At 61.4% G+C, this 17,621-nt stretch carries 15 protein-coding genes; 11 read left to right on the forward strand and 4 right to left on the reverse strand.

The genetic code is table 11. The annotated features are described in order from the left end of the window. The first annotated feature begins 5 nt into the window (after window positions 1-5). Both hemF and aroE read left to right on the forward strand, forming a co-directional pair. Window positions 6-920, forward strand: coding sequence for an oxygen-dependent coproporphyrinogen oxidase (gene hemF, locus AB4N53_RS20090; RefSeq protein WP_460122568.1), 915 nt, complete (start codon window positions 6-8; stop codon window positions 918-920). A gap of 9 nt (window positions 921-929) precedes the next feature. Then, on the forward strand, window positions 930-1,751 hold the full coding sequence (gene aroE / locus AB4N53_RS20095) for a shikimate dehydrogenase (protein ID WP_460122570.1): 822 nt from the start codon (window positions 930-932) through the stop codon (window positions 1,749-1,751). A gap of 77 nt (window positions 1,752-1,828) precedes the next feature. Here the strand turns inward: aroE and AB4N53_RS20100 are convergent, their stop codons facing one another. The 3 genes from AB4N53_RS20100 to betC all read right to left on the reverse strand — a co-directional run bounded on the left by AB4N53_RS20100 (window position 1,829) and on the right by betC (window position 6,061). Further along, complete coding sequence (locus AB4N53_RS20100; RefSeq protein ID WP_460122572.1) at window positions 1,829-3,397, reverse strand: SulP family inorganic anion transporter; 1,569 nt, start codon at window positions 3,395-3,397, stop codon at window positions 1,829-1,831. Window positions 3,398-3,609: 212 nt separating this feature from the next. Beyond that, window positions 3,610-4,530 (reverse strand): choline ABC transporter substrate-binding protein, encoded by a 921-nt coding sequence (gene choX / locus AB4N53_RS20105; RefSeq protein WP_460122574.1) that lies wholly within the window; start codon window positions 4,528-4,530, stop codon window positions 3,610-3,612. A 16-nt stretch (window positions 4,531-4,546) separates the two neighbouring features. Beyond that, on the reverse strand, window positions 4,547-6,061 hold the full coding sequence (gene betC, locus AB4N53_RS20110) for a choline-sulfatase (RefSeq protein WP_460122576.1): 1,515 nt from the start codon (window positions 6,059-6,061) through the stop codon (window positions 4,547-4,549). 114 nt (window positions 6,062-6,175) lie between these two features. On the opposite strand from betC, the gene AB4N53_RS20115 reads away from it, so the two are divergent. After that, window positions 6,176-7,126, forward strand: a complete 951-nt coding sequence (locus AB4N53_RS20115) for a choline sulfate utilization transcriptional regulator (RefSeq protein ID WP_460122578.1) — start codon at window positions 6,176-6,178, stop codon at window positions 7,124-7,126. Between the two features lie 79 nt (window positions 7,127-7,205). Here the strand turns inward: AB4N53_RS20115 and AB4N53_RS20120 are convergent, their stop codons facing one another. Then, entirely contained in the window at window positions 7,206-7,871 is a 666-nt protein-coding gene (locus AB4N53_RS20120) for an NAD(P)-dependent oxidoreductase (RefSeq protein ID WP_460122580.1), read from the reverse strand. An 81-nt stretch (window positions 7,872-7,952) separates the two neighbouring features. On the opposite strand from AB4N53_RS20120, the gene AB4N53_RS20125 reads away from it, so the two are divergent. From AB4N53_RS20125 to AB4N53_RS20160, 8 genes are all read left to right on the forward strand, one after another. Continuing rightward, complete coding sequence (locus tag AB4N53_RS20125; protein WP_056791177.1) at window positions 7,953-8,279, forward strand: DOPA 4,5-dioxygenase family protein; 327 nt, start codon at window positions 7,953-7,955, stop codon at window positions 8,277-8,279. A gap of 403 nt (window positions 8,280-8,682) precedes the next feature. Then, a complete protein-coding gene (locus AB4N53_RS20130) occupies window positions 8,683-9,990 on the forward strand; it encodes a CitMHS family transporter (RefSeq protein WP_460122582.1) in 1,308 nt (435 codons plus the stop codon). Window positions 9,991-10,075: 85 nt separating this feature from the next. Further along, window positions 10,076-10,843 (forward strand): TerC family protein, encoded by a 768-nt coding sequence (locus AB4N53_RS20135; protein ID WP_460122584.1) that lies wholly within the window; start codon window positions 10,076-10,078, stop codon window positions 10,841-10,843. A gap of 326 nt (window positions 10,844-11,169) precedes the next feature. Continuing rightward, window positions 11,170-12,828 (forward strand): Na/Pi cotransporter family protein, encoded by a 1,659-nt coding sequence (locus AB4N53_RS20140; protein WP_460122586.1) that lies wholly within the window; start codon window positions 11,170-11,172, stop codon window positions 12,826-12,828. A gap of 175 nt (window positions 12,829-13,003) precedes the next feature. Continuing rightward, window positions 13,004-14,398 carry a M16 family metallopeptidase gene (locus AB4N53_RS20145; RefSeq protein WP_460122588.1) on the forward strand — a complete coding sequence of 465 codons (1,395 nt, stop codon included), beginning with the start codon at window positions 13,004-13,006 and terminating at the stop codon, window positions 14,396-14,398. A 190-nt stretch (window positions 14,399-14,588) separates the two neighbouring features. Continuing rightward, on the forward strand, window positions 14,589-15,617 hold the full coding sequence (locus tag AB4N53_RS20150) for a DUF5924 family protein (protein ID WP_460122590.1): 1,029 nt from the start codon (window positions 14,589-14,591) through the stop codon (window positions 15,615-15,617). A 54-nt stretch (window positions 15,618-15,671) separates the two neighbouring features. Continuing rightward, window positions 15,672-16,820, forward strand: a complete 1,149-nt coding sequence (locus AB4N53_RS20155) for an ABC transporter permease (RefSeq protein ID WP_460122592.1) — start codon at window positions 15,672-15,674, stop codon at window positions 16,818-16,820. Continuing rightward, window positions 16,817-17,620 (forward strand): ABC transporter ATP-binding protein, encoded by an 804-nt coding sequence (locus tag AB4N53_RS20160; protein WP_460122594.1) that lies wholly within the window; start codon window positions 16,817-16,819, stop codon window positions 17,618-17,620. The genes AB4N53_RS20155 and AB4N53_RS20160 overlap by 4 nt, the downstream gene beginning before the upstream one ends. The last annotated feature ends 1 nt before the right edge of the window (window position 17,621 follow it).

Here is a 17,621-nt window from a genome sequence, read left to right on the forward strand (position 1 = left end):
AAGCCATGACGACCCGCACCGACGCCGTAAAGGCCTATCTGCTCGATCTGCAAGACCGCATCTGCGCTGCACTGGAAACCGAAGACGGCGGCAAAAGCTTCGCCGAAGACGCCTGGACCCGGCCGGCGGGCGGTGGCGGGCGCACCCGCGTGCTGGAAAACGGCACACTGATCGAAAAGGGCGGGGTCAACTTTTCCCATGTTTTCGGCAGCGGCTTGCCGCCGTCGGCCAGCGCCCATCGGCCGGAGCTGGCCGGGCGCGGTTTTGAGGCACTCGGCGTGTCGCTGGTGATCCACCCACACAACCCGCATGTGCCGACCTCCCACGCCAACGTACGCTTTTTCATCGCTGAAAAAGAAGGCGAAGAACCGGTCTGGTGGTTCGGCGGCGGCTTCGATCTGACTCCGTACTACGGCGTTGAAGAAGACTGCATCCACTGGCACCGCGTCGCCGAGCGAGCCTGTGCGCCGTTCGGTGCGGACGTCTATCCGCGCTACAAGGCCTGGTGCGACACCTACTTCCACATCAAGCATCGTCATGAGCCGCGCGGCATTGGCGGTTTGTTCTTCGACGATCTGAACGAGTGGGATTTCGACACCAGTTTCGCCTTCATGCGCGCCATCGGCGATGCCTACATCGAGGCCTACCTGCCGATCGTGCAGCGGCGCAAGAACGACGCCTTCACCGCTCAGCAGCGCGAATTCCAGGAATTTCGCCGTGGCCGCTACGTCGAATTCAACCTGGTTTACGACCGTGGCACGCTGTTCGGCCTGCAGTCGGGTGGCCGTACCGAATCGATTCTGATGTCGCTGCCGCCGCAAGTGCGCTGGGGTTATGACTGGAAGGCCGAGCCGGGCAGCGCAGAAGCGCGCCTGACCGAGTACTTCCTGCAGGATCGCGACTGGCTGGCCGAGGCCTGAGGACGGGTGATGGATCGTTATGTCGTTTTTGGTAACCCGATCGGCCACAGCAAGTCGCCGATGATTCACCAGTTGTTCGCCGAACAGACCGGCCAGCGCCTCGATTACAGCACGCTGCTGGCGCCGCTGGAGGAATTTGCCGGCTGCGCCACGGCGTTCTTTCGCGAAGGGCGCGGCGCCAACGTGACAGTGCCGTTCAAGGAAGACGCGTACCGTCTGGCCAACAGCCTGACCGCCCGCGCGCAGCGCGCCGGTGCGGTGAACACCTTGAGCAAACTGGACGATGGTTCACTGCTCGGCGACAACACCGATGGCGCGGGCCTGGTCCGCGATCTGACGGTGAATGCCGGTTTCAGCCTGACCGGCAAGCGCATCCTTTTGCTCGGTGCTGGAGGCGCGGTGCGCGGGGCACTGGAGCCTTTGCTGGCGGAGAAACCGGCCTCGGTGATCATCGCCAATCGCACGGTGGACAAGGCTGAGCTGCTGGCGGAATTGTTCGGCGATCTGGGGCCGGTGTCGGCCAGTGGTTTCGACTGGCTGCGCGAGCCGGTGGACGTGATCATCAACGCCACCTCCGCCAGCCTGACCGGTGACGTGCCGCCGATTGCGCCAAGCCTGATTGAGCCAGGCCAGACGCTGTGCTACGACATGATGTACGGCAAGGAACCGACCGCGTTCTGCCGCTGGGCCACTGAGCACGGCGCAGCGCTGGCGATGGATGGTCTGGGCATGCTCGCCGAACAGGCAGCCGAGGCGTTCTGGCTGTGGCGTGGCGTACGCCCGGATACCGCGCCGGTACTCGCCGAGCTGCGCCGCCAGTTGGCCCTTTAAGCGTTGCTCCCACATTGAAATACGCTCAATGTGGGAGCGAGCCTGCTCGCGAATCGCATCACCACCGCGAGATCAGATCAATCCTCAAACCGGATCGGGCATTTCTCCGCCCCCTCCAGCTTCCTCAGTTCCTCCACCACTGGCGGCCGCGCCCGGCGCAAAGTCAGGCTGCGACCCTGGCCCAACAGGCGCCGCGCTTCCTGATGCAGCATCTCCACCCCTGAATAATCGATGAAGTTGATCTGCTGTGCCTCGATCACCACTCGTGCGCCATGCAGGCGTTGCAGGCGCACTTGCAGGTAATGGCTGGCACCGAAAAAGATCGAACCGCCCACCCGCAGCACATCGTCGTCACCGTCGCGCCAATGCTGCACCCGTGGTTGCGAGGTGCGCTTGAGGTAAAAGAACAACGACGCGAGCACCCCGGCGTAGATTGCCGTCTGCAATTCCAGCAGCAAAGTCGCGAGGCAGGTCAGCGCCATCACCACGAACTCGGCGCGGCTGACCCGCAGCAAGGCGCGAATGCCGCGATGATCGACCAAGCCCCAGGCGATCAACAGGATGCTGCCGGCCATGGCGGGGATCGGAATGTGCGCGATCAGGCCGGCGCCGAACACCGCAAACAGCGCCACCCAGATCGCCGAAAACACTCCGGCCAGTGGCGAGCAGGCACCGGCCTCATAACTCAGACCTGAGCGGGTAAACGATCCGGCTGAGAGCGACCCGGAAAAGAACGCACCGACGATGTTCGACAGACCCTGTGCGCGGACTTCCTGATTGGCGTCGAGCAACTGCTGCGAGCGCGCCGAAATCGAACGGGCGATCGACAGACTAGTGACCAGCCCGAGCATGCCCACCGCCACGGCGCTCGGCAGCAGGCGCAGGATCAGCTCCAAATCCAGCGGCAAAGGGCTGAACGGCGGCAAGCGCCCGACGAAAGCGCTGACCAGATGCACATGGCCGAACATCCCCGGCCAAATCCATACCAGCAGGCTGGCCAGCACCAGCGTGAGCAACAGCGTCGGCCAGCGCGGCAGAAGTTTTTTCAGGGTCGCGCCGACGATTACCGTGGCGACGCCGAGGATAAGAGAAGACTTATCCACAGCCCCCAGATGTCGCAGCAGATCCATCAGGCTGGCGAGCGCCGTGGTGTTAGCCGGCAATTCCAGGCCGAGCAGATTGGGCAGTTGCCCGATGGCGATCACCACGGCGGCACCGAGGGTGAAGCCGAGCACCACCGAATGCGAAACGAAATTCACCAGCGCGCCGAAGCGCAGCAAGCCGAGCAGCCACTGGAAAATCCCGGCGAGGAATGTCAGCAGCAGGATCAGGGTGATGTAGTCCTCGGACGCCGGCACCGCGAGCGGGCTGACGCTGGCGTACAGCACAATGGAAATCGCCGCCGTCGGGCCACAGATCAGATGCCATGACGAACCCCACAGGCAGGCGATCAATACTGGAACGATCGCCGCATACAGGCCGTATTCCGGCGGCAGACCGGCGATCAGTGCGTAGGCGATCGACTGGGGTAAGGCGAGAATCGCACCGCTGAGGCCGACGATCAGGTCCCGCCCGACGCTGGCGCGGGTTTGCCGTGGCAGCCAGGTCAGGAAAGGAAAAAGTGAATGACGGCTGGGGAAGGCCATGGGTCCTCGCGGTTGGGGTTTTTCAGGCAAGCCTATCAGGACACCGCAATCATTGTGGCGAGGGGATTTATCCCCGATGGGCCGCGAAGCGGCCCCAAACCCGGAGTTCTCGGTGAGTCAGGTCTATCGAGTTCATGGATCTTGCGACTGCTTCGCAGCCGATCGGGGGTAAATTCCCTCGCCACAGGTAAGTGGTCGACAGTCAGATAGCATTACAGTTTGGCTTTCACCGCCGCCAACGCATCCTTGCCATCCGCCGTTTTCACACCCTCGAGCCATTTATCCAGCACCGCCGGATTCGCTTTGATCCAAGCTTTCGCCGCTTCGGCATTGCTGATTTTCTTGTTCACCACCTCGGCCATGATGCTGTTTTCCATGTCCTGGGTGAACGCCAGATTGGTCAGCAACTTGCCCACATTCGGGCAGGCCTCGGCGTAGCCCTTGCGGGTCAGGGTGAACACGTTGCCGGTGTCACCAAAATATTTTTCGCCGCCCTTCAGATAGCGCATTTTCAGTTGCACGTTCATCGGGTGCGGGGTCCAGCCGAGGAAGGTGACGAATTTCTGTTTCTTCACCGCCCGCGACACTTCGGCCAGCATCGCCTGCTCGCTGGATTCGATCAGCTTCCACTGACCCATGTTGAAGTCGTTCTTCTTGATGATTTCCTGCAGCGAAATATTCGCCGGTGCCCCCGAACCGATGCCGTAGATTTTCTTGTCGAATTTGTCGGCGAATTTGTTCAGGTCGGCAAAATCATGCACACCCGCCTCCCAGACATACTCGGGGACGGCGAGGGTGAATTCAGTGCCCTCGAGGTTCTTGGCCAGTTGCGTCACATCGCCGGTGGCGACGAACTTGTCGTAGAAGCCCTGCTGCGCCGGCATCCAGTTGCCGAGGAACACGTCCACCTGGCCATCCTTCAAGCCGCCGAAGGTGATCGGCACCGCGAGGGTGTCGACCTTGGCCTTGTAGCCCATGCCGTCGAGCAGAAACCCGGTGATGGCATTGGTTGCGGCGATGTCGCTCCAGCCTGGATCGGCCATTTTCACGGTTTCGCAGCCCTGCTCGGCGAAGGCCGAAGCGCTGCTCAATGCGATCAGGCCAACGGTCACAGCTGTGGATAACTTGCGCATGGACTTCCCCTTAACGTTATTGGTTTTGGCAGGGTTGTGGATAACGGGCCTTGCGCTCCAGATCATCGAGGTCGATATGGTTGCGCATGTACTGCTGGCTGGCATCGACCAGCGGCTGGTGATCCCAGCTCTTCAGCTTGCCGATGGTTAACGCGTCGGCGACGAAACGGCGTCGGCGCTGGCTGGCGAGCACCTCCCGATGGATTGCCGGGATGTCCCACTTGGCCCGCGCTTCAGCGAGAAAATCTTCGAACAGTTGACGATGGTGCGGCGACTGGCTCAGCTCCTCTTCTTCGCGCGGATCGTTATCCACATCGAAGAGTAGGCACGGGTCGCTTTCGCTGTAGATAAATTTGTAGGCGCCCCGGCGAATCATCATCAGCGGGCTGACGGTACCTTCGGCCATGTATTCGCCGAACACCTCGTCATGCCCGCCCTGCCCTTGCAGATGTGGCAGCAAGGAACGACCGTCCAGCGGCAAGTCCGGCTCGAGCGTGCCACCGGCCAGATCAACGAACGTCGGCAGCAGGTCAGCGGTGGAAACGGCGGCGCTGACCCGGCCCGCATCGAACTGCCCCGGCGCGCTGATCAACAGCGGTACTCGCGCCGCCATCTCGTACCAGTGCATTTTGTACCAGAGGCCCTTCTCGCCGAGCATGTCGCCGTGGTCGCCGGAGAAGACGATGACGGTGTCATCGATCAGCCCGGTTTCCTCGAGTGTTTGCAGCAGTTTGCCGACATTGGCATCGATATAGCTGCACGCACCGAAGTAGGCGCGGCGGGCATCGCGGATTTTATCCACAGGCAGCGGTTTGTCCCACAGGTCGTAAACCTTGAGCAGGCGTTGCGAGTGCGGATCGAGTTCTTCCTGGTTCAAGGCTGTAGGCAACGGGATATCAGCATCGTCATACAGATCCCAGAATGCCTTGGGAATCGTGTACGGATCGTGCGGGTGGGTCATCGACACGGTCAGGCAGAACGGCTGATCGCCGTCTTCGCGAATGTGATCGAACAGGTATTGCTGCGCCTTGAACACCACCTCTTCATCGAAATCCAGCTGATTGGTGCGCACGCACGGTCCGGCCTGCAGTACCGACGACATGTTGTGATACCAGCTCGGCCGTACGTCCGGCTTGTCCCAGTTCACCGCCCAACCGTAATCGGCCGGGTAGATGTCGCTGGTCAGGCGTTCTTCATAACCGTGCAGTTGGTCCGGCCCGCAGAAATGCATCTTGCCCGACAGCGCGGTGCGGTAGCCGAGACGCCGCAGGTAATGCGCGTAAGTTGGAATGTCGGCGGGGAAATCGGCCGCGTTGTCGTAGGCGCCGATCTTGCTCGGCAACTGGCCGCTGACCAAGGTGAAACGCGACGGTGCGCACAGCGGGCTGTTGCAATAGGCAGCATCGAACACCACGCCTTGGGCGGCGAGGCGGGACAGATTCGGCAGTTTGATCGGCGATGGGCCGTAGAACGGCAACATTGGCGCGGCCATTTGATCGGCCATGATGAAAAGAATGTTCTTGCGCTTCATGTGATCGCGGCATTCCATGTTGAATATTTATGCGAGAGTGCTGCGATCGAGCATGGATTCCATGCCTCTTCCGGTAAAGCCCGCGCCGGACAATGACTAGGATAAGCCCAGCTTATGTATGAAGCCCTCGGTGATCTCTCCCTTGATCTATTGCGCGCCTTTGAAGCGGCGGCCCGTCATCGCAGCTTTACCGCTGCTGCGGTTGAGCTGGGCACCACGCAACCGGCCATCAGCCAGCAGATAAAACGCTTGGAAGAGCAGCTCGGTACGCGCCTGTTCGATCGGATTTACAGGGGCATCGAGTTGACTGAGGTGGGTACCCTGCTTTTCGAGCAAGTTACCCTCGGTTTGCAGAATATCGACGCAGGATTAGGCGCAATCAGCGCTCAGCAGCAACATGAAGTGCTGCAAGTGGCCACGGATTTTGCTTTCGCCGCTTATTGGTTGATGCCGCGCCTGCATCGCTTCCATGAGGCCAATCCGCATATCGATGTCAGCCTGGTCACCAGCGAGCGCAACCACAACATGCTGCGCACCGACATCGACGTGGCGATCCTGTTTGGCGACGGTCGATTCAAGCAGGGCGAGAGCCACTGGCTGTTCAGCGAAGAGGTGTTTCCGGTGTGCAGCCCGCTGCTGCTCAAGGAGCGTTCATTGCCGCTGCCCGCGCAGGCCCTGCTGGAATTTCCGCTGCTGCACCTGCGCGGTGAAAACAGCAGCAACTGGTTCGACTGGAGTGGCTTGTTTCGTCAATTGGGCCTGACTACGCCGCCAGCACCGGGACAGTTGCGCTTCGACAATTACACCTTGCTGATCCAGGCGGCGATTGGCGGGCAAGGTGTGGCGATCGGCTGGCGCCACCTTGTGGATAACTTGCTGGTGCAGGGTTTGCTGTGCCGGCCGCTGGCGCAAACCACGCTGTCGCGGCTTGGGTATTACGTGGTGTTGCCGCAACGCAAACGTCGGGGGGCGTTGATTCAAGAGTTTGTTGATTGGTTAATGGCGGAACAGGCCAGCAGCGCCGAATCGCTTAACGGTCTGGCCCTGCCCTCGATTGCGGTGTGAAGAGTAAAAGATCGCAGCTTCGGCAGCTCCTGCAAATGGAATGCGATCCCATGTAGGAGCTGCCGAAGGCTGTGATCTTTTACGAATCTGAAGCCGCCACAAAATTCACATGCTCACCGACATGCAGATTCAACCGCAGCTCATCGGCGATACCCACCGCGACGCGGTTCAAGCGTTCCAAGGGTTCGGCAAGTCCCGGTTCGAGATTGCCGCCGACCTGACTGAAGTGCTCGATGGTCAACCCGGCAACGCCATGGGGCGCGTTGACCAAGGTCCAGCGCAGCGAGCTGCTTTGCACCGCTTCGAGGATTTCTTCGGCGGCGTGACGTTGCAGGCGCTCGTCGCTGTCAGGCTCGTCGAGCACGCCGAAATTGCCGACCAGAAACAGTCGCGGCACGCTGGCCAGTTGCAAACCTTCGACCAGCGCGTCGACTGCCAGCACCTGTTCAACCGGCCCGAGCGTCACTGAGCGCTCGACGTGGTCGCTGCTGAATGGCAGACCCGGCGCGTCCAGCAGACAGATCACCGCAGAACTGCCGGCGACGCTCTGATTGACTCGCTCGGCATCGAACAGATCGCCGGTTTTACTGCGCAAGCCCGGACGTGGCGCAAGCGCAGTGAGATCATCGAGAATAGCGATGACTTCGTGTTGGCGGCGCAGTAATTCAGCCATCAACGCACCGCCCAGGCTGGCCATGGCACCATAGAGCACCACTTTCACCACTGGGGTTTCGGCATTTTTCATGGCTGTTTTCCTTATTGTTGTCCTATATGGCCTGTGACGGTGGAAACAGCCAAGGGTTCGAACCGATTGAGAGGCGACACGATGCAAGGGATCAAGGGCTACCACGCCCATGTCTATTTCGACGCGCAAACCATCGACCAGGCGCGGGCCCTGTGCGAACAGGCCGCGCAGTTGTTTGCGCTGAAAATGGGCCGCGTGCACGAACGCCCGGTAGGGCCGCACCCCGACTGGAGCTGCCAACTGGCTTTCGGCCCCGAGCTGATCGGCGAGGTGCTGCCGTGGCTGGCGCTCAACCGCAAGGGCCTGGTGGTGTTCCTGCATCCGGACACGGGCGACGACTTGCTCGACCACACCGAACATGCGATCTGGATGGGCGCGGTGCGGCCGCTGGATCTGTCGATTTTTTAACCAGATGCTGACGCCGAACTGAAAACGGATATGTCCAGACTGCCAGCCGGCGCTGTCAGTGCGTTTACCCACATCGCTACCAACCCCGTCTTTATTGGCCCTGGTCGCATCCGACCGCCGGTTGGCCGTTCATTCACCGCTTTCAATAGCGAAAGGTAGCTGAAAGCTTCCCCGATTAGGATCGCCTCACTCCCGGCAACAGACCGGTTGGCCCAAGACCTGTATTTGCTCCATAGGCCCGGCCCAATTAACAACAACAATGGTGATTCTGATGTCCTCTGCAACCCGCCGTTTCTCCCGCTTCCTGCTGGTCACTCCGCCCGTACGCCTCGCGCCTCCCGTTCTGCGCTGATCCCGCCCGATCCGCTCATTCCATTAGCCGCGCTACGCCTGGAGTATTCCCATGCTGACTTTCCTTGGCTTCGCCATGGTCATCACGTTCATGTTCCTGATCATGAACAAGCGCCTGTCCGCGCTGATCGCCCTGATCATCATCCCGATTTTGTTCGCTCTGTTCGGTGGTTTTGCGCCGAAGATCGGCCCGATGATGCTCGAAGGCATCACCAAACTGGCGCCGACCGGCGTGATGCTGATGTTCGCCATTCTGTATTTCGCCCTGATGATCGACTCCGGCCTGTTCGACCCGGCCGTGCGCAAGATCCTCAAACTGGTCAAGGGCGACCCGTTGAAAGTTTCGGTCGGCACCGCCGTTCTGGCGCTCGTCGTTTCCCTCGATGGTGACGGCGCGACCACTTACATGATCTGCGTGGCCGCGATGCTGCCGCTGTACAGTCGCATCGGCATGAGCCCACGAATCATGGCCGGTCTGATCATCCTCGCCGGTGGCGTGATGAACATGACCCCGTGGGGCGGCCCGACCGCCCGCGCAGCGAGTGCCCTGCATGTGGATCCGTCGGACATTTTCGTGCCGATGATCCCGGCGATGGCCGCCGGTGTCGTAGCGATCCTGCTGATTGCCTACTTCTACGGTAAACGTGAACGCGCCCGCCTCGGCGAGCTGCACCTGGTCGGCGACGAAATCGATCACAGCGAAATCAGCGTCTCGCAATTCCCCGACGCACGCCGTCCGAAGCTGATCTGGTTCAACGCCGCACTGACTTTCGGCCTGATGTGCACGCTGATCGGCGGCCTGTTGCCGCTGCCGGTGCTGTTCATGGTGGCGTTCAGTATTGCCATGATCGTCAACTACCCATGCCTGCAAATGCAGAAGGATCGCGTCGCCGCGCATTCCGGCAGCGTGCTGGCAGTGGTCGGGCTGATCTTTGCGGCCGGTATCTTCACCGGTATCCTGTCGGGCACCGGCATGGTCGATGCGATGTCGAAAAGCCTGTTGGCGGTGATTCCGGATTTCCTCGGCCCTTACCTGGCGGTGATCACGGCGCTGGTGAGCATGCCGTTCACCTTCTTCATGTCCAACGACGCGTTTTATTACGGTGTGTTGCCGGTGTTGGCCGACGCGGCCAGCCACTATGGGATCACTGCGGTGGAAATGGCCCGTGCCTCGATCGTCGGCCAGCCCGTCCACTTGCTGAGCCCGTTGGTGCCGTCGACCTATCTGTTGGTGGCGCTGGCCGGCATCGATTTCGGTGATCATCAGCGTTTCACCCTGAAATGGGCGATTCTGGTGTGCATCTGCATTCTGATTGCTGCACTGCTGTTGGGGACTTTCCCGGTGTTCAGCACTCTATAAGCCCAAGACTCACCGTAACGGGTCCTGGCTTCGCGGTTTGAAGCCCGGACCTTTTTCGGTTCAACAATTGCTCAAAGGAATACACATGGATTGGCTGACCAACCCCGAAATCTGGGTTGCTTTCTTTACCCTGACCGCCCTGGAAATCGTCCTCGGTATCGATAACATCATCATGATTTCGATCCTGGTCAGCCGCATGCCCAAACACATGCAGGCGCGCACGCGGATCTTTGGTCTTGGCCTGGCCATGATCACGCGGATCCTGTTGCTGCTGTCGATCACCTGGGTCATGCGCCTCACCGCCGACCTCTTCGAAGTGTTCGGCCAGGGTATTTCCGGTCGCGACCTGATCCTGTTCTTCGGTGGCCTGTTCCTGTTGTGGAAAAGCTCGCAGGAGATGTACCACGCGCTGGAAGGCGAAGACGAAAGCGACGACGCGCCATCGGGCAAGGGCGGGAACTTCCTCTACACCATCATCCAGATCGCGATCATCGACATCGTCTTCTCGCTGGACTCGGTGATCACCGCCGTCGGCATGGTCTCCCACGTTCCAGTCATGGTCGCGGCGATCGTCGTGGCAGTGCTGGTGATGATGCTGGCCTCGGGCAAGATCAGCGAATTCATCGACAAGCACCCGTCGCTGAAAATGCTTGCCCTGTCGTTCCTGCTGGTGGTCGGTACCGTGCTGATCGCCGAATCGTTCGACGTGCATGTGCCTAAAGGCTACGTCTACTTCGCCATGGCGTTCTCGCTGGCGGTGGAAGCGATCAACATCAAACTGCGCGGCGCGATGGCCCGCAAGAAGAAGCAGCAGGATCCGGTGAAACTGCGCAAGGATGTTCCGGGCCAGTAACCCGGTAGTCCAGCGGCACGCTACACCCCTGTGGGAGCGCGCCTGCTCGCGAAGACGGAGTGCCAGTCGACAACAATGTTGGCTGGCTCACCGCTTTCGCGAGCAGGCTCGCTCCCACAGTTGTTTTGGGCAACAGAGGGGAAAGGTGTCGGATTCGGTGAGTGGATGCATTTGTTTTGATGACACTTTTGTTTCAATCCACGCTTTAGCTGTGCAATGCTGGCGCCGAGACCGTTAGCCAACTACAGCTTAAGTATCAAAAACGTAGAAACCGCGCGGTGCCGTCCACTTGCCCCTCTGGGGCGCTGCTACTACAGGGGGTCTGCATGCTCACCCTGCTCAATCTGCTGTCCGCCGTCGCCCTGCTGATCTGGGGCACGCACATCGTCCGAACCGGCATCCTGCGGGTTTATGGCACCAATCTGCGACATGTCATCGGCCAGAACATGTCGAAGAAATGGTTGGCGTTCATCGCCGGCATTCTCGTCACCGCCATGGTCCAGAGCAGCAACGCCACGGCGATGCTGGTTACCTCGTTTGTCGGCCAGGGTTTGATGGCGCTGACGCCAGCGCTGGCGACCATGCTTGGCGCCGACGTCGGCACCGCGTTGATGGCGCGGGTGCTGACGTTTGATTTGTCGTGGCTGTCGCCGTTGCTGATTTTCCTCGGGGTGATTTTCTTTCTGTCGCGCAAACAGACGCGGCTCGGGCAGATGGGCCGGGTGTCGATCGGCCTGGGGCTGATCATTCTCGCCCTGCAATTGATCGTCGAAGCCGCCGCACCGATTACTCACGCGCAGGGGGTGAAGGTGATTTTTGCCTCGCTGACCGGCGACATCCTCCTCGACGCTCTGGTCGGCGCGTTGTTCGCAATGATTTCCTACTCCAGCCTCGCCGCCGTGCTGCTCACCGCTACGCTGGCCGGCGCTGCGGTGATCAGCCTGCCGGTGGCGATCGGTCTGGTGATCGGCGCCAACATCGGCAGCGGCATTCTCGCGTTCATGAGCACCAGCATGCAGAACGCCGCCGGCCGTCAGGTTGCGCTGGGCAGTCTGTTGTACAAACTGATCGGCCTGCTGCTGATCATCCCGGTGCTCGACCCGCTGGTGCACTGGATCGACAGCCTCGACTTCAGCCCGCAGGAAATGGTCATCGGCTTTCACCTGCTCTACAACACCGCGCGCTGTCTGATCCTGCTGCCCAGCGTCGGGCCGATGGCGCGGCTCTGTGCGTGGCTGCTGCCGGAGCGGCCGGAGGTCAACGGCACCGCCAAACCGCGCCATCTCGACCCGACCGCGCTGGTCACGCCGAGCCTGGCGCTGGCCAATGCCGCGCGGGAAACCCTGCGCATGGGCGATCTGCTCGACAACATGCTCGACGCCTCCCTGGATGTGCTGCGCGGCAAGCAGACCGCAATCACTCAGGAGATGCGCCGCCTGACCGACGACGTCGAGGCGCTGTACAGCGCGATCAAGCTGTATCTGGCGCAGATGCCCCGCGAGGACCTCGGCGAGCAGGACAGTCGGCGCTGGGCCGAGATCATCGAACTGGCGATCAACCTGAAACTCGCTGCCGACCTGATCGAGCGCATGCTGCGCAAGATCCAGCAGCAGAAGACTTCGCAGCGCCGCTCGTTCTCCGAAGAAGGCCTGGAAGACCTCGCCGGGCTGCAGCAGCAACTGATTGCCAACCTGCGCCTGGGCCTGTCGGTGTTTCTCAGCGGCGACCGCGAAAGCGCGCGGCGGCTGCTGCGGGAGAAACGCCGCTTTCGTGCGCAGGAACGGCGTCTGGCCCACGCGCATGTCAGCCGTTTGCAACGCAAGATCGTGCAGAGTCTGGAGACCAGTTCGCTGCACCTGGAGTTGATCGCCGATATGAAACGGCTCAATTCGCTGTTCTGCAGTAGCGCCTATGTGGTGCTGGAAACAGCGGACACCGGCGCGCTGGCGGTGGATGACATGGCCGACATTACGCATTCGCCTTGAACGTCTGGGGCTGGGGTCAGTCAGTTACAGTGGTTCAGCCTTGAGACCGCATCGCTGGCAAGCCAGCTCCCACAGGGTTTTGTGAGCGCCGCAGATCCTTGTGGGAGCTGGCTTGCCAGCGATGGGGCCCTGACTGACGACACGGATCTCCAAATCAGCCGTATGGAAGCCTGTTATGCGTTGCCTGTTGTTCGCCTGTCTGTTGCTCGGTTCCCTGCCCGCCTTCGCCCTGGATCGGTTTCAGGTCGAAGGCTATGCGCTGCCCAACGGTTTGCAACTGATGCTCAAGCCCGGCACCGAACGCGGCCATGTGGCGATCCGGCTGGTGGTCGGCGTTGGCCTCGATGACTTCGATTGCGACGAAAAAGAGCTGCCGCATTTGCTCGAACACCTGCTGTTCAGCGGTATCGACGCTACCGGCGAAGGCGGCTTGGAAGAGCGTATGCAGGCGCTGGGCGGTGACTGGAATGCATTCACCAGCAACGCCGACACCACGTTTGTCATCGAAGCCCCGGCGAAAAACCAGCGCAAGGTGCTCGACCTGCTGCTGGCGCTGCTGACTCAGACACGCATTGACGACAACGCAATCAACGCGGCGAAACGGGTGGTCGAGCGTGAGGACGGCGGGCATTACACCAAGCTGCAACGTTTCCTCGACCGGCAGGACCTCGGCCACACTGCGAGCAATCAGCTGGCTGTCGAGTTGGGTCTGAAATGCCCGCAGCGCGCCGACGTCGGCCATCTGACCCAAGAGCAATTGGAGAAGGTGCGCAAGGCCTGGTACGCGCCGAACAACATGACCCTGATCGTCGTCGGCGAACTCGACAAACTGCTGCCGGCCTATCTGGAGCGCACCTGGGGCGAGCTGGAGCCGGTCGAGCCGAGCGAACACCGGGCGCTGCCGGACATCCGCACCAGCGCCGCCCATGAGCGCACCCTCACCCGTGGCTTCATTGGCGACAGCGCCAAGCTGCACTGGCTGGTGCCGGAACCGGTGCTCGACGATCAGTACGATCAGACGTTCGACATTCTCAAGGATTACCTCGACTGGGCGCTGTACCGGCAAATTCGCCTCAACCATGGTTTGTCGTATGGGCCGTGGGCCGAGCGTGAAGTGTTCGGCGGTGTCGGCTTCATGAGCCTCAACGCTGATCTGGATCGCGATGACGTCGAAGAAGCCATTCAAGTGCTGGAAGACCTCAAGGCCGACCTGCTGAAAAACGGCCTCGACCCGAGTACCTTCGCCCGCATCAAACAAGCCGCGATCGCCCATCAAGCCTGGGCCGTACAAGGCAACAGCGCACTGGCGGACTATTACTGGAGTGCGCTGGCCGATTATCAGGATGGCCGCTTTGCCAATCCCGCGCGCGAGCTGCAAGGGGTGACGCTGGAAGCGGCGAACAAGGCCATGCGCGAGCTGCTGTTGCAGCCGGGGTATATCCGGATCGAGAAGCCGTTGATCAGTGATGATCAGGTGTTGTGGCTGGTCGCCGGTGGTGTCGGCGTATTGCTGCTGATCGTGATCGGCTGGCGCCTGCATCGCCACCGCAAACATTCGCCGCAGCCCTGACACACAACACTGTGGGAGCGAGCCTGCTCGCGAATGCGGTGGCTTCCTCAACGGTGATGGCGGCTGTTACTACGCCTTCGCGAGCAGGCTCGCTCCCACAGGGAAAATTGCTCCGCGCACCACCTCGCCACAACGCCCGACGGACGCTACTCTGTCGGGGTATTTCCTTAGCCTGCAGTGAATCGCCCACATGTCGAAATTAACCCTCCTGGTCCAGCGCCTTCTCGAGCTGATGAAGCGCTACCCCGGAGTCATTGCGGCGGGTGGTTTCATTTCCGGGGTCGGCAGTTTCATCCTTGTCGATCGCCAGCAGGGACTGGCGAGCTGGATCACGGTGATCATGCTGCTCAGCTGGATCTGGCTGATGCTGGAAAACACCCTGACCGGACTGTTCACGCGGATCTTCAAGCGCGAGATTCCCCAGCCGCTGCTGCGCTACGCGACGCAGATGATCCATCAGGAAAGCCTGTTCTTCGTTCTGCCGTTCTTCTTCATCACCACGACCTGGAACAGCGGCCAGTTGATATTCACCGGGCTGCTCGGCATTGCCGCCCTGATCTCCATCGTCGATCCGCTGTATTACAAATGGCTGGCGCCACGGCGCTGGGCGTTTCTCGCGCTGCACACCCTGACCCTGTTTGCCGCCCTGCTCACTGCGTTGCCGGTGATCATGCACCTGACCACTGCGCAGAGTTTCAAATGGGCGCTGGGGATTGCCGTGCTGCTGTCGTTCCCGAGCCTGGCGTCGATCTTCCCGATCCGCACGGTGCGCAATGCCCTGGCGATTCTGTTCATCACAGTCGGCATCGGCGGCGTCGGTTGGGCGCTGCGTTCGTGGGTGCCGCCGGCAACGCTGTGGATGACCGACGTGGCGATCAGCACGCAGCTGCAGGACCGCACGCCCGGCGCCAGCCTCGATACCGTCAGCGCCGAGCAGATCCGCAGCGGCGGGCTCTACGCCTACACTGCGATCAACGCGCCGCGCGGTCTCGACGAGCGGATTTATCACGTCTGGACCTTCAACGGCAAAGAGGTCGACCGCATCGCCCTCGATATCCATGGCGGGCGTAAGGAAGGCTACCGGGCGTGGACGCACAAACAGAATTTCCCCGGCAACCCGGCGGGCAAGTGGCAGGTGCGGGTGTTGACCGAGGACGGTCAGTTGATCGGCGTGCTGCGTTTCGCAATTACCGACAGCACACCGGCCAAAGAAAACTGATCCGGTTCGTGCTATTACGTAGGATCTCGTAACGGCCGTACAAGCACGGAGCTTATGACCAGCAGCCCAACCCCCGGCAGTGCCTACCTGGACACCGCGCTCAGCCCTGCCCGCCTGCGGGTCAGCGGCGACTGGACGCTCGCCCACTACACGGCGCTCAAGCACCTGAACGAAAAGCTCCGCGGCCAGTACGATGCCAATACTTCCATCGATCTGAACGGCCTCGGCGCCCTCGACACCGCGGGCGCCTCGTTGCTGGTGGAACTGCTCGGTTCCGAGCGCTTGGGCAAAACCGCCGAACACCCCGATTGCACCCTTTCAACTGCCGACCGCGCCTTGCTGCAAACCGTGTATTGCTCGCTGAGCGATTTCTGCGTGCCGATCAAGGAGCCGGAAGTCAGCGTCAGTGTGCAACTGCTGACGCGCATTGGCCGCGCGGTGGACAAGGTCTGGACTGACACGCTGCAGCTGCTCGGCTTCGTCGGCCTGATCCTCGAAGTCATTGCCCGTGGTCTGTTGCGGCCCAAGCGCTGGCGCATCACGCCGATGATCGCGCACATCGAGCAGACCGGCCTCGACGCCGCGCCGATCGTGGCCCTGCTGACGTTCCTGGTCGGCGCGGTGGTGGCGTTTCTCGGCGCCACAGTGCTGGCCAGTTTCGGCGCGACGATTTTTACCGTGGACCTGGTCGGCTTCTCGTTCCTGCGCGAATTCGGCGTGCTGCTCACGGCGATCCTGATGGCCGGGCGCACCGCCAGTGCTTTTACCGCACAGATCGGCTCGATGAAGGCCAACGAAGAAATCGACGCGATCCGTACTCTCGGTCTCGACCCGATCGAATTGCTGGTGGTGCCGCGCGTGCTGGCGCTGCTGGTGGCGCTGCCGATGCTGACGTTTCTGGCGATGCTTTCGGGGATCGTCGGCGGCGGCGTGGTCTGCGCAGTGTCGCTGGACATCTCGCCGGCGATGTTCCTCTCGCTGCTGCAATCGGACATCGGCATTCAGCATTTTCTGGTCGGCCTGGTGAAGGCGCCGATCTTCGCCTTCCTGATCGCGGCGATTGGTTGTCTGGAAGGCTTCAAGGTCAGCGGCAGCGCCGAATCGGTCGGCGCGCACACCACCTCCAGCGTGGTCCAGTCGATTTTCGTGGTGATCGTGCTCGATGCGGTGGCTGCGCTGTTTTTCATGGAGATGGGCTGGTGAGTCGTCTACCCCGCGCGCCCTCGGAGGCGGTGATCGAAGTCCGTGGCCTGTGCAATCGCTTCGGCCCGCAGAGCGTGCACGAGAACCTTGATCTGGACGTCTACAAAGGCGAAATCCTCGCCGTGGTCGGCGGCTCCGGTACCGGCAAATCGGTGCTGCTGCGCAGCATCGTCGGGTTGAATCGGCCCAGCGAAGGCATGGTCAAAGTCTTCGGCCAGAACCTGCCGAACCTGGCCGAGCATGAACGCTCGCTGATCGAAAGGCGCTTCGGTGTGTTGTTTCAGAAAGGCGCACTGTTTTCCTCGCTGACCGTGACCGAGAACGTCGCCCTGCCCCTGATCGAACACGCCGGCCTCAGCCGTCACGACGCCGAGCACCTGGCGGCGGTGAAACTGGCACTGGCCGGGCTGCCGCTGTCGGCGGCGGACAAGTACCCGGCGTCGCTGTCCGGCGGCATGATCAAGCGTGCGGCGCTGGCGCGGGCCCTGGCGCTGGATCCGGACATTCTGTTTCTCGACGAACCCACCGCCGGCCTTGATCCGATTGGCGCGGCGCAGTTCGATCAATTGATCCTGACCCTGCGTGATGCGTTGGGTCTGAGTGTGTTTCTGGTCACCCACGACCTCGACACGCTGTACACCATCACCGATCGCGTGGCGGTGCTGGCGCAGAAGAAAGTACTCGTCGCCGGCCCTATCGACGACGTCTCGGAAACCGACGACGCGTGGATTCACGAATACTTCCACGGCCCGCGCGGCCGCTCGGCGCTGGACGCCGCCAAACTGCTCAACGAGGTCTGAT

This window comes from Pseudomonas sp. H3_E04 (assembly GCF_054668915.1).